A 12,314-nucleotide genomic window follows, 5' to 3' on the forward strand; every position below is an offset into this window, starting at 1 on the left:
CGAACTTCTCCGCGACCAGATCGCTGTATCCCTTGGAGGTGGCCCAGGTAACGAACTCGGTGGCGGCGTCCTTGGCATCGGAGCTGGCCGGAATCGCCAGCGCCCAGGACCAGAGCCAGCCGGCGCCTTTCTCGGTTACCTGCTTCGGAGCCAATGCAAAGCCCACCTTGTCTGCAACCACGCTCTCCTTCGGGTCGGTGACGAAGGAACCAGCCACGGTGGCATCGACCCACATGGCACACTTGCCGGAGTTGAACAGTGCCAGGGATTCGTTGAAGCCGTTGGAGGATACTCCCGGCGGGCCGTACTTGTTCAGGACATCGACATAGAACTCGATCGCATTGGTCCAGGCTTCGCCGGTGAACTCCGGCTTCCAACCCTCGTCGAACCAGCGTGCACCAAAGCTGTTGGCCAGGGTCGTCACGATCCCCATGTTCTCGCCCCAGCCCGCCTTGCCACGCAGACAGAGACCGTACTGATCCTGCTCCGGCTTGTGCAACGCCTTGGCGAAGTCGCGCATCTGCTCCCAGCTCGGCTGTTCGGGCATGCTGAGGCCTGCCGCCTCGAACAGGTCCTTGCGGTAATAGGTCATGGAGCTTTCGGAATAGAACGGCAGCGCATAGAGCGTGCCTTCTGCCGACAGGCCGTTACGCACCGACGGGAAAATATCCTCAAGGTCATAGTCCGCCGGCAGGTTGTCCATGGGCTTGAGCCAGCCTTTTTTGCCCCAGATCGGGGTTTCGTACATGCCGATGGTCATGACATCAAACTGACCGCCATCAGTGGCGATATCGGTGGTCAGACGCTGACGCAGCACGTTCTCCTCCAGCACCACCCACTCCAGCTTGATGTCCGGGTTGGCCTGTTCAAAGGTGCTGGACAGCTCCTGCATGCGGATCATGTCGCCGTTGTTCACGGTGCCGATGGTCACAGTGGCGGCGCTGGCGCCCAGGGATGCCAGTGCCATGGAGGATGCCAGCAGCGTGGGAATAAGACGTGGTTTCATTGAGCTACACTCCTGTACTGATTCGCTGATCAGCCTTGTTGTTATATTTCTTGTCTTCCCTCCTCTGCGTAATCAGGTCATGCAGTGGGGAGCGAGGGTGTGTCCATTACACGCTTGCGCGCCGATCAAAACAAATGCAAAAACCACCCGATTTCTATACTTTTTTGCACTCCTGAAAAGTAGAAGATCCAGAAGAAAACAAAAAAAGTTAAACTTATACCTTTTATTTCAATTAGTTATCGAAACGAAGGGGGGTGACTCTAAAAAATGAAGTGTACAGGTTATCGACGCTGCGCTAGTCTGAAGCCGTTTCCCGCTTAGCGCCCGAGCTGCCTGTCAGGCTTGACCGGTCGTAACGAGGGAAAGTCCGTTTTGAGGCAGTTTTTGAGCTCTTTTGAGGCGAATAGTGGTTCTATTTAACAAAAAAGAGGACAAAAAATGACCAGAATCGGCTTTTCCGCAGTAGATCAGTGTTAAGTCCGACAGGCTGCCAGGAGGCCCGTTCAAGCCATGTCCCAGCGTGCCGATCGACAGGCAGATCCTGCCTACGAACTCATCAATCCCCTTGAGCATAGCTCGATCATGTACCGCCAGCATGGTTTTCCCCATCCACTGGTACGCTGGCATTATCACCGCGAATACGAACTGCACCTGATCACACAGAGCTCTGGCAAGGTCTTCGTGGGTGATTACATCGGCAATTTTTACCCCGGCAACCTGATCCTCACCGGCCCCAACCTGCCCCATAACTGGATCAGCCAGACCGATAATGGCGAAACCTTCGACGAACGCGACAGGGTCGTCACCTTTACCGATGAACTGATCCAGTCGGCTCGCGCAGTATTTCCGGAGATCACCTCCCTCGACGCCCTGCTGCAGCGTTCAAGGTTCGGCATTCAGTTTCAGGGCCCGGCGCTGATCAGCCAGGTTAGCGCGCTGATGCAGGAAATATCGCAAACCGAAGGCCTCAGACGATTGGCGGCCTTTTTAAGTTTAATGAGCCTGCTGGCGGAATCCGATCAGTACAATCTGCTGTCCAGCGATCAGTACCAGCGCCTTGGCGGCGAGAAAAACCAGCACCGGGTCAATCTGGCGGTGAACTACATTGTCGAACATTACAACCGCGACCTGGGTCTGGACGAAGTCGCCGAACACCTGGGGATGCAACCGACCTATTTTTCGAAGTTCTTTCGCCAGGCCACAGGGCGGCGTTTCGTCGAATTTATCAACAGCCTGCGCATCACGCGGGCCTGCGACCTGCTGGCCCACAGCGATCTGCCCATCACCGAGATCTGCTTCGATGTGGGCTTTACCAACATCTCCAACTTCAATCGCCGCTTCCAGGCACTCAAGGGCATGACGCCATCGGACTACCGCAAACTGGCGCCAGTCGCCAGCGCGACCTGAGGCTTGCCGAGCGCAAGCCCGCCCGCCGGTAATAAAATCTGCTGACCCGCGATCAGTGCCCTTTCCAATCCAGCGCCGCCTGCAGCAGCTGCCTGAGGACCTGCCGAGTGGGTTGTGCCAGATCCGGGCGAAAGCCAAAGGGTTCGGTTTCATCCATGTAGGTACATTGCGCCAGTTCCAGCTGAACGGCGTGAATACCCGCCTGCGGATCGCCATACTGGCGGGTGATATAGCCGCCCTTGAAGCGACCGTTAAATACGTGGCTGTAGTCCTTTTGCTGTGCGCACACCGCCTGCAACCGCGCCGCCAGCTCAGGATTGCAGCTGGCACCACTGTTGGTGCCCAGGTTCAGGTCCGGCAGGCGGCCGTCGAACAGGCGCGGGACCTGCGATCGGATGGAATGTGCATCCCAGAGCAGCGCATAGCCGAACTCGGCCTTGAGGCGCTGCAACTCCGCCTGCAGGGTCTGGTGATAGGGAGTCCAGATCTCTGCCAGGTAACGGGCACGTTCCTGTGCAGACGGCGCCAGCCCGTCGCGGAACAGCGGACGGCCATCGAACAGCGTATTCGGGTAGAGCCCGGTGGTGGCCGTGGCGTACAGCGGCGTGTCGTCGGCCGGGCGGTTGAGATCGATCACATAGCGCGAATAACGTGCCTCCAGCACACTGGCCCCCAGCGCGCCTGCAAAATCGTACAGCTCGGGAATGTGCCAGTCGGTATCGGCGAGATTCATCGCCTCGGGCACCAGCCCCGCCTCGACAGCCGGTGTCAGGCATGTACCGGGATGCGGCATGCTGATCAGCAGCGGCACTCGACCGCGCGTGAAATTTAGAACGTTCTCCATGGATACCTCCGTATGCTCCGTTTATGTTTGCGGATGCTGCGTGGCAACCGGGCCTGCCCGTAAAACGGCCTGGCCGGCGGCACACGCAAAGCCGCTCCAGACCGGGGAAAAAACAGGACCAAGCCGGCTGGCCGGGCTTCACACTCTAAATGTATATACAAATATCTTTACAGGCCACTGAACATCACAGATGCCAACTCTGCACACCGTCTCGATACTATCCGCTTCGACAGCATCCGATTAAAAGCCAAGCGGGCCGGGCTCAGAACAGCGTCTGCTCACCCGGTGCTAAAGGGGCGTCAATTCAATCAGGCAGCAGTTCAGCGCCACCGGCGCCGACAGCGTCAGTTCCAGCAGCTTCCCGTCGCCGCCGATGCCAAGACAGTCGTAACGTCCCAGCACACCGCAGTCGTCTCCTTGCCGGTTAACCTGCAGGCCCTCGCCAGCGCTGAACAGCAGGACGGTTGCTGCCGAGCTGAACAGCCGCTGGGCCTGCTCTATGCGCAGCCACTGCAGGCGCGCGCTATAACGCTGGGGCGCATAGATCAGGTTGAAATCACGGATTGCACCGTTCAGCAGGCGACACTCCACCCGGCTGTCTCCCGCAAAGGCATAGGGATCAAAGGCGCGCAGCGGGCGAGAATCGGCACCGTCGACGCTCAGGCACATACCCTCTCCCTCCAGCACACTGATGATGCGTTGGTATCCGGCGAACGACGAAAAGGCGCCCGCCTCGTCGATATCCGCGATCGATACGCGCCAGCCAAACCCATCCAGGTTCACGCCGGCATCGCGCATGATTTCCAGCGTGGTGCCTGCACCGTTTTTCCAGGGCATGCGCGGATACCCTGGCGCGCGCAAAAGTTGAATCATGATCGAAACCTTTCCTTCAGGCTGTGACACATCCTCGAACACTGCAGGTGCGTATTGAACAGGCGTATCGTTAAGCCCCATGATTGAGCCGTGAAAATAGCAGTTTACGCACCTTGAAAACACATGTATATATCTATGTATATACAATTGAAAACACGAGGACCAGGATGCCAACCTATTACGCTGAACGCGCACTACTTCCACAGGGCTGGGCCGATGCGGTGCGCATCGAGGTGTCATCCGACGGCTTTATCCAGGATATCCAGACACGGGCGAGCAGCGACGGCGCACACACTCTGAAGGGGCCCGTGCTGCCGGGGATGCCCAACCTTCACTCCCATGCGTTTCAGCGCGCCATGGCGGGTCTGGCCGAAGTGGCCGGCAACCCGCAGGACAGTTTCTGGACCTGGCGCGAGTTGATGTACAAGCTGGTCGGCCGCATAACCCCGCAACAGCTGGAGACCATCGCCTGCCAGCTCTACATCGAAATGCTCAAAGCAGGCTATACCCATGTCGCCGAATTCCACTACGTGCACCACGATCCGCACGGCCACCACTACAGCGAACCGGCAGAGCTGGCCCTGCGGATCAGCCGGGCGGCCGAAAGCAGTGGCATTGGCCTGACCCTGCTGCCGGTGCTGTACAGCCATGCGGGATTCGGCGGACAGCCAGCGCACGATGGACAGCGCCGTTTCATCAATGATGTTGACGGCTACCTCAGTTTGCTGGAGTCCATACGCGCGCACCAGAGCGCACACACCAGCCAATCCACGGGGCTCTGTTTCCATTCGCTGCGTGCGGTAACACCCGAGCAGATGACGCAGGTGCTGGCGGTCGACACCCGCCGCTGTCCTATCCATATTCACATCGCCGAGCAGCAGCAGGAAGTTGACGACTGCCTGGCCTGGAGCGGGCGCCGGCCACTGCAATGGCTTTACGAGAATGTACCGGTGGATGATCGCTGGTGCCTGGTGCATGCCACCCATGCCACGGCGGACGAAGTGACATCCATGGCCCGCAGCCGGGCGGTGGTTGGGATATGCCCGACCACCGAAGCGAATCTCGGCGACGGCATTTTCCCGGCGACCGATTACCTGGCCCAGGGCGGGCGTTTTGGCATCGGCTCGGACAGCCATGTATCGCTCAGCGTTGTGGAAGAACTGCGCTGGCTGGAGTATGGGCAGCGTCTGCGCGATGAGAAGCGCAACCGCCTGTATCGCCAGGACAACCCGATGATTGGCCGCACGCTTTTCGATACGGCGCTGGCCGGTGGCGCCCAGGCGTCAGGTCAAGCCATCGGCGCTCTCGCCGTCGGCAAGCGCGCCGACCTGCTGGTACTGGACAACAACGACCCCTACCTGGCGACCGCCCAGGGCGACGCACTGCTCAATCGCTGGCTGTTCGCCAGCAGCAGTAACCCAGTGAAAGATGTGATGGTTGCGGGGCAATGGGTGATACAAGAGGGTCATCACCCGCTGGAAGAAACCAGCGCGACCCGCTTCAGACAGGTACTCAAGTCGCTGTTGGACGCCTGACGGCTTAATGACGACCAGCCTGAACATTAAGGCCGGGATAAGCCTGCGATACACTCAGGGTGTTGTGCTGGCGCACAGCGCCCCGTCATCGCCAAGCCACAGAGCAGCTCGGCGCTTTCGCCCCTGCAGCAGGTTGGGCTTCTCTGGCGAAGCCAACCTGCTGACACGAAGTCTTAAGCGAAGACGAAGTACTTGCGCACTGTCTCCACGACTTCCCAGGTGCCCTTCATACCGGGTTCGATCACGAATACATCACCGGCCTTGAGGTGTACCGGCTCCTCGCCTTCGGGAGTGATGATGCAGTAGCCGTCGAGAAAGTGGCAGAATTCCCACTTGTCGTAATCCACTTCGAATTTGCCTGGGGTGCAGATCCAGGTGCCCATGATCTTGCTGCCGTCCTCGGAGAGGTAGGCATTGAGGTTCACGGTATGCGGGTCGCCGCCGATACGCTTCCACTTGGTGGCGTCAACAACCGGAGTGGGGCAGGTTTCGCGCATTACGGTGATGAAATCGGACATGTCAGCTCCAAAGCGATCTGATGAAAGATCGGCCATTGTAGGTCCAGTGCCGGTGCGGTGATTGTCTGGTTCCGACACCGAACGCGCAAAAACGCGCATGCATACGCGAGCCTGTGGGTGGCCTGCGCGTGAGCCGCAGTGAATGCAGCAACTGCGGCTTATGCAGCAAACAATAAACGGCCCATGCACCCGCAGGATGACCGCCAAGGATGGCGGAAATGGTATTTTTGCAGGAGCAAAAAATACCAAAATACGTCCCTGTATAAACCCTGCTCCTGCACATCCATGTGCTCGCAGGATAAATACGTCCATGTATAAACCCTGCTCCTGCACATCCATGTGCTCGCAGGATAAATACGTCCATGTATAAAAAACCGCCGAACGGAGTCGGCGGTGAAAGGTGATCGGGATGCAAGACCGATCTGAGTGCAGTAACCCCTTCGAAGGCGTCGGCAAGGGTCACCGTGGAGAAACGATCAAATTCAGGCCACGAGCTGTTCCCGGGTGACGAAATCCTGGGTGTCGGCCAGAGCCCTGCCGAACTTCTCGATGATTTCATCGACCTGGGCTTCGGTGATCACCAGCGGCGGGCAGAACGCCAGGCTGTTACCGGCCACTGCACGCAGTATCAGGCCATGCTGTTCACAGGCACGCTGGGCAAAGGCGCCCACGCTACCGCCCGCGAAGCTCTTGCCGGTAGCCTTGTCCGCCACCAGCTCGATTGCACCGATCAGGCCGCTGCCGCGCACCTCGCCCACCAGCGGATGGTCGCGGAACTCAGCCAGACGACGCTGCAGGTAATCGCCCATTTTGGCGGCACGCTCAAAAATATTATCGCGCTGGTAGATCTCCAGCACTTTGAGCGATACCGCACAGGCCACAGGATGACCGGAATAGGTGTAGCCGTGACCGAATACGCCGAGCTTATTGCTCGTATCGATCATCGCTTCGTACAGGTCTCCGCGAATCACCGAGGCGCTGATCGGTATATAGGCCGAAGACAGCTGCTTGGCCAGGGTCATCAGTGCCGGGCTTTCGATGCCCATGGTGTTGCAACCGAAATCCTGTCCGGTGCGGCCGAAACCGGTGATCACTTCGTCGGCCCAGAACAGGATGCCGTACTTGTTGAGGATGGCCTGCACTTTCTCGTAGTAGCCGGCCGGCGGCACGATCACCCCACTGGCGCCGGTGATCGGCTCGGCGATAAAGGCGGCGATGGTATCCGGCCCTTCACGCAGGATCAGCTGCTCCAGGTTGTTGGTAATACGGGTCACGAAGTCCGCTTCGCTCTCGCCTGGCAGCGCGCCCCGGAAATAGTGCGGCGCATCGGTGCGCAGAATACCCAGCGCCTCGACCGGCAGGTCGAAGTTGGTCTGATTGACCGGCAGACCGGTCAGCGAAGCCGACGCCACGGTGACACCGTGGTAGGAGCGCTCGCGGGCGATGATCTTGCGCTTTTGCGGCTGGCCGATCGCATTGAAGTAGTAGCGCAACAGCTTGATGTGGGTATCGTTGGCATCGCTGCCGGAGCTGCCAAAAAACACCTTGGCGTTCTCGACCGGTACCATCTCGGCCAGCCGTTCTGCCAGTTCGATACCCGCACGGTGCGTCTTGCCACCAAACATGTGCGAGAACGACAGCTTGCCCATCTGCTCGGCAGTGGCCTCGATCAGCTCCTTGTTGCCGTAGCCGAGCGACGTGCACCACAGGCCTGCCATCCCCTCGAGATACTGCTTGCCCGTGTTGTCATAGACATAGACGCCTTCGCCACGCTCGATGGTCAGTTGCTCGGTCGCGGTGAAATTGGTCGTCGGGTAAATGATTGAACTCATGACTTGTTCCTCAATATCGCCTGTAGTTACTGGCCCAGGCCGCCCATGCAGATGTATTTGATTTCCAGGTAGTCATCCAGGCCGTACTTGGAGCCCTCGCGGCCCTGGCCGGACTGTTTCATGCCGCCGAACGGCGTCGCATCTGAACCCAGGGCGATTTCGTTGACCCCGACCATGCCAAAATCGAGTCCCTCGCTGACACGCCAGACACGGCCCACATCACGGCTAAACACGTAGGCCGCCAGGCCAAATTCGGTATCGTTGGCCATCTCAATGGCCTGGGCTTCGGTATCGAAACGGAAGATCGGCGCCACCGGGCCAAAGATTTCTTCCCGCGCAACCCGCATGCCTGCAACCACGTTGCTCAGTACCGTGGGCTGATAGAAGCACTCGCCCTGGGCGTCTGCCGTGCCGCCGGTTTCAACCCGCGCGCCCTTGGCCACGGCGTCATCCACCAGCGACTGCACGTTGCGCACCGCCTTGGCGGTGATCAGCGGTCCGTGGGTCGAGTCCGCGTCCAGACCATTGCCCAGGTGGAAACCGTTCACCTTGGCGGTAAATTTTTCCACGAAGGCGTCATAGATGCTGCTCTGCACCAGAATGCGGTTGGCACAGATACAGGTCTGGCCGGAGTTGCGGTACTTGGCGGCGATGGCGCCATCCACGGCCGCCTCCAGGTCCGCATCATCCAGCACGATCACCGGCGCGTTGCCGCCCAGTTCCATCGAGGTGCGCTTCACGGTGTCGGCACTCTGCTTCATCAGCAGCTTGCCCACCGGCGTGGAACCGGTGAAGGTCACCTTTTTGACCGTGGGGTTGGAGGTCATCTCGCCGCCAATGGCCGGGGCGTCATCCCCCGGCACCATGTTAAGCAGGCCCGCCGGCACACCGGCGCGCTCTGCCAGTTCGGCCATCGCCAGCGCGGACAGCGGCGTTTCGGCCGCCGGCTTGACGACAATGGCACAACCCACGGCCAGTGCCGGCGCCACCTTGCGGGCAATCATGGCATTGGGGAAATTCCAGGGTGTAATTGCCGCCACGACGCCCACCGGCTGCTTGATCACGATGGAACGGCGATCACTCTGCGACGGGATCACATCGCCATAGACACGCTTGGCTTCCTCGCCAAACCACTCCACAAAGGAGGCGCCATAGGCGATTTCGCCGCGGGACTCGGCCAGGACTTTGCCCTGCTCCAGCGTCATCAGCAATGCCAGGTCTTCCTGGTTGGCCATGATCAGCTCGTACCAGCGACGCAGCACGACTGAACGAGACTTGGCCGGCAGGGCTTTCCAGTCCTGCATTGCCAGCTCAGCCGCCTCGATGGCGCGACGGGTTTCAGCCGCCCCGACCGATGCCACATCGGCCAGGTGCTCGCCCGTAGCGGGGTTCGTGACAGCGAAGGTCGCGCCGTTATCAGCGTCGACCCACTGGCCATTGATGTAAGCCTGGGTTTTCAACAGACCGGGATCTTGCAGTTTGATACTCATGTTCGTACCACCTTAATGGTTTGGCGGGCCGGCGCCTGTGGGGAGGCGCGGCCTCAAAATCAGGGTTACAGTTATAAGGCAGGCTTGCCTTGCTTAATATGATTATTTAAAGAATCATACATTTGTATATTCAATTGTATTAATCGACTTCAGGTGCACAATGGGCAAGCGGAAAACGGCAATCAGTAGTCAGCTGGCCGACATGGACCTGCGCCTGCTGCGGGTGTTTAAAACTGTAGCTGACTGTGGCGGCTTTACCGCCGCCGAAGTCGAGCTCAATCTGGCCAACTCGACAATCTGCAACTACATGGCGGATCTGGAAAAGCGCCTCGACATGCGCCTGTGTGAACGCGGCCGGGCGGGCTTTGGCCTGACCGAACAGGGCAAGGTGGTGTATGACGCGACCCAGGAACTGCTGTCGGCGCTGGATCAGTTTCGCAACCGGGTCAACCTTTCGCACGATCGCATTCTGGGCCATCTGCACCTGGGCTGCGCCGAGCACATGCTCGGCCTGCCGCGGGCCTTTATTGTCGATGCGCTGGGCAGCTTCGCCGACAAGGCACCGGATGTGCGCATGCGTATTTCCACCATGGCCTCGGACGACGTGCTGCCGGCGGTGCTGGACGGTCGCGTGCAACTGGGCATTACGGTACTGCACAGCGACATGCCAACGCTGAACAGCCTCAAGCTTTACGACGAGGAAATGTCGCTGTATTGCGGCCGGGGTCACCCGCTGCACGGGCAACGAGATGACCAGATCGCTTTCGATGACCTGCAGCAGTACAACTTCGTCGAGTCGCCGCGACTGCAGCCGGGGCGGGAACTGATCCCGGGCATGGCGGCCTGGAACAAGCAGGTCTCAGCCCATCACCAGGAAGCCCGCGCCACGCTGATCCTCACTGGCCACTATCTCGGATTTCTGCCCCGCCACCTGGTGAAGAACTGGGGCTGGGGCGACGCCTTGCAGCCGGTCCTGCAGGACCAGCTCAGTTACAGCAATACCTTTTGCGCCATTACCAAGCCCCAGACCGAGCGCAACCTGGTGGTCGAGGCGTTTCTGGGTTGCCTCAAGGAAGCCGTGGCCAGGAACGCCAGGTAACGACCGGCAGGCCGGTAACTTTTCCTGACACCCCAGGCCTTTGCGGGCGGAACCGGGCTGAATTGCCAAGTTCTAATACATAGAACGAGTAAAACCGGAACTGAGTGATGCAATGACCCCAGGGCAGTCCGTGTAAGGGCTTCGTCGAGTACACAGGACCTTGCCTGCATGTAGCGGCCATTGCAGGGGCCCTTAATGAACGAATCGGGAAAAGTCGCGAAAATGAATACTAAAGTCGCGAATGTTATTGAAAAAGACGCTATATTACCGGAACGCATCAGCACCGGGGTATCCGGGCTAGAGGAAATACTGGGGGGCGGCTTTATTCCCCAGGGCGCCTACCTGGTACGCGGCGCGCCGGGCAGCGGCAAGACCATGCTGGGATTGCACTTTTTGACGGCCGGCACGCAAAAGGGCGAGCAGTGCCTGTTCATCACCCTGGGTGAAACCGAACAACAGATTCGCAAGAATGCCGCCTCGCTGGGTTTCGACCTGCAAGGCGTCTCCTTTCTGGACCTGAGCCCTTCGCCTGAGTTTTTCACCGAGGACCAGAGCTACGATATCTTTCACCCCGCCGAGGTGGAACGCGAGCCGATCACCCGCAAGATCATCGAGCAGGTCGTGGCCATCAGGCCCCGCCGGGTTTTTCTCGATGCCCTCACCCAGTTCCGTTATTTGTCGACCGACCAACTGGAATTTCACAAGCAGGCATTTTCGTTCCTGCGCTATCTGCGCGAATCGGGCGCCACGGTGGTCTTCTCCTCGGACAGCAGCCCGGAGGCCCCCGATGACGACCTGCAGTTCATGAGTGACGGCATTATCCAGCTGGAATGCAGCGATATGGAGCGTCGCCTTTTCGTCACCAAGATGCGCGGCTCGAGTTTTCGCATGGGCCACCATACCTTTCGCCTGACCGCCAGGGGCATGGAAGTATCACCGATCCTGGTACCCGACAGCCTGCACGAAGGGAAGGCACCGGTCGTTAGCGGCGAAATGATTGCCTCTGATATACCGGAGCTGGATGCGCTGTTGCACGGCGGCCTGGACCAAGGCTCGACAACGGTACTGACCGGCCCCAGCGGCGTGGGCAAGACCACCGTCGGCGTGCAGTTCATGCGCGCTTCCGCCAGCCGGCAGGAGCGAGCGGCCCTTTATATCTTCGAAGAGGGGCTGGAGTCACTCTTGCGCCGGTGCGAGGCGATCAACCTGCCTATTCGCCCGTTGATCGACAACGGCTGGTTGAAGATTGTACCCATCGAGCCCCTGAGCTTCACGGCCGATGAGTTCTCCAGCCTGATATGCCGGGATGTGGAGGAGTCCAACGTCCGCCTCGTGATGATTGACAGTGTCGCCGGCTACAACATGAGCCTGCGTGGCAAGGACCTCGTCAGTCATCTGCACGCCCTGACCCGATACCTCAAGAGCAAAGGTGTCAGCACCATTCTGGTCAACGAACTGGAGGCGCTCAGCGGAGACTTCCATATTTCTGAAATCGGTATCAGTTATCTGGCCGATGACATCATCTTCCTGCGCTATCTGGAGCTCAATGGAGAGCTGCGCAAGGCGATGGGTGTCATCAAGAAACGCGTGGGCGACTTCGAAAAAACCCTGCGAGAACTCGAAATCACCCCTGATGGCCTAAAACTCGGCGCGCCAATGACCCGTTTGCGCGGCCTTTTGAGCAGTAGGGCACAACTTATTTAGCGCAAG

The 12,314-nt window shown here is 59.2% G+C and carries 10 protein-coding genes; 4 read left to right on the forward strand and 6 right to left on the reverse strand.

Annotated elements, in window-relative coordinates:
* A partial coding sequence (locus F451_RS0122115; protein WP_020683603.1) for an ABC transporter substrate-binding protein occupies window positions 1-1,006 on the reverse strand: 1,006 nt, incomplete at its 3' end.
* Between the two features lie 510 nt (window positions 1,007-1,516).
* Here F451_RS0122115 and F451_RS0122120 point away from each other — a divergent pair.
* Window positions 1,517-2,413 carry an AraC family transcriptional regulator gene (locus F451_RS0122120; RefSeq protein ID WP_020683604.1) on the forward strand — a complete coding sequence of 299 codons (897 nt, stop codon included), beginning with the start codon at window positions 1,517-1,519 and terminating at the stop codon, window positions 2,411-2,413.
* 52 nt (window positions 2,414-2,465) lie between these two features.
* Here the strand turns inward: F451_RS0122120 and hutG are convergent, their stop codons facing one another.
* Together hutG and F451_RS0122130 are read right to left on the reverse strand one after the other, a co-directional pair.
* Window positions 2,466-3,257, reverse strand: coding sequence for an N-formylglutamate deformylase (gene hutG / locus F451_RS0122125; protein ID WP_020683605.1), 792 nt, complete (start codon window positions 3,255-3,257; stop codon window positions 2,466-2,468).
* 288 nt (window positions 3,258-3,545) lie between these two features.
* Entirely contained in the window at window positions 3,546-4,130 is a 585-nt protein-coding gene (locus F451_RS0122130) for a HutD/Ves family protein (RefSeq protein WP_020683606.1), read from the reverse strand.
* A gap of 167 nt (window positions 4,131-4,297) precedes the next feature.
* Here F451_RS0122130 and F451_RS0122135 point away from each other — a divergent pair, with 167 nt between their 5' ends.
* Window positions 4,298-5,665 carry a formimidoylglutamate deiminase gene (locus F451_RS0122135; protein WP_020683607.1) on the forward strand — a complete coding sequence of 456 codons (1,368 nt, stop codon included), beginning with the start codon at window positions 4,298-4,300 and terminating at the stop codon, window positions 5,663-5,665.
* Window positions 5,666-5,838: 173 nt separating this feature from the next.
* On the opposite strand, the gene F451_RS0122140 is transcribed toward F451_RS0122135, so the two are convergent.
* From F451_RS0122140 to F451_RS0122150, 3 genes are all read right to left on the reverse strand, one after another.
* Window positions 5,839-6,183, reverse strand: a complete 345-nt coding sequence (locus F451_RS0122140) for a cupin domain-containing protein (protein ID WP_026291979.1) — start codon at window positions 6,181-6,183, stop codon at window positions 5,839-5,841.
* Between the two features lie 482 nt (window positions 6,184-6,665).
* The gene (locus tag F451_RS0122145; RefSeq protein WP_020683609.1) at window positions 6,666-8,015 is read right to left on the reverse strand and encodes an aminotransferase; all 1,350 of its coding nucleotides are present in this window, start codon (window positions 8,013-8,015) and stop codon (window positions 6,666-6,668) included.
* A gap of 26 nt (window positions 8,016-8,041) precedes the next feature.
* Window positions 8,042-9,505 carry an NAD-dependent succinate-semialdehyde dehydrogenase gene (locus tag F451_RS0122150; RefSeq protein ID WP_020683610.1) on the reverse strand — a complete coding sequence of 488 codons (1,464 nt, stop codon included), beginning with the start codon at window positions 9,503-9,505 and terminating at the stop codon, window positions 8,042-8,044.
* Window positions 9,506-9,665: 160 nt separating this feature from the next.
* Here F451_RS0122150 and F451_RS0122155 point away from each other — a divergent pair, with 160 nt between their 5' ends.
* Window positions 9,666-10,604 carry a LysR family transcriptional regulator gene (locus tag F451_RS0122155; RefSeq protein WP_020683611.1) on the forward strand — a complete coding sequence of 313 codons (939 nt, stop codon included), beginning with the start codon at window positions 9,666-9,668 and terminating at the stop codon, window positions 10,602-10,604.
* A 222-nt stretch (window positions 10,605-10,826) separates the two neighbouring features.
* Window positions 10,827-12,308 (forward strand): ATPase domain-containing protein, encoded by a 1,482-nt coding sequence (locus F451_RS0122160; protein ID WP_051103980.1) that lies wholly within the window; start codon window positions 10,827-10,829, stop codon window positions 12,306-12,308.
* Window positions 12,309-12,314: the final 6 nt, after the last annotated feature.

Origin of the sequence: Marinobacterium rhizophilum DSM 18822 (assembly GCF_000378045.1) — a bacterium.
In the GTDB taxonomy this organism is placed as follows: Bacteria; Pseudomonadota; Gammaproteobacteria; order Pseudomonadales; family Balneatricaceae; genus Marinobacterium_A; species Marinobacterium_A rhizophilum.

Excerpts from the sequence above, each read along its gene's own strand:
- F451_RS0122145 (WP_020683609.1), bottom strand. The coding sequence starts at position 8,015 with ATGAGTTCAATCATTTACCCGACGACCAATTTCACCGCGACCGAGCAA.
- F451_RS0122150 (WP_020683610.1), bottom strand. The coding sequence starts at position 9,505 with ATGAGTATCAAACTGCAAGATCCCGGTCTGTTGAAAACCCAGGCTTAC.
- F451_RS0122160 (WP_051103980.1), top strand. The coding sequence starts at position 10,827 with ATGAATACTAAAGTCGCGAATGTTATTGAAAAAGACGCTATATTACCG.
- F451_RS0122155 (WP_020683611.1), top strand. The coding sequence starts at position 9,666 with ATGGGCAAGCGGAAAACGGCAATCAGTAGTCAGCTGGCCGACATGGAC.
- F451_RS0122140 (WP_026291979.1), bottom strand. The coding sequence starts at position 6,183 with ATGTCCGATTTCATCACCGTAATGCGCGAAACCTGCCCCACTCCGGTT.
- F451_RS0122130 (WP_020683606.1), bottom strand. The coding sequence starts at position 4,130 with ATGATTCAACTTTTGCGCGCGCCAGGGTATCCGCGCATGCCCTGGAAA.
- F451_RS0122120 (WP_020683604.1), top strand. The coding sequence starts at position 1,517 with ATGTCCCAGCGTGCCGATCGACAGGCAGATCCTGCCTACGAACTCATC.
- F451_RS0122135 (WP_020683607.1), top strand. The coding sequence starts at position 4,298 with ATGCCAACCTATTACGCTGAACGCGCACTACTTCCACAGGGCTGGGCC.
- hutG (WP_020683605.1), bottom strand. The coding sequence starts at position 3,257 with ATGGAGAACGTTCTAAATTTCACGCGCGGTCGAGTGCCGCTGCTGATC.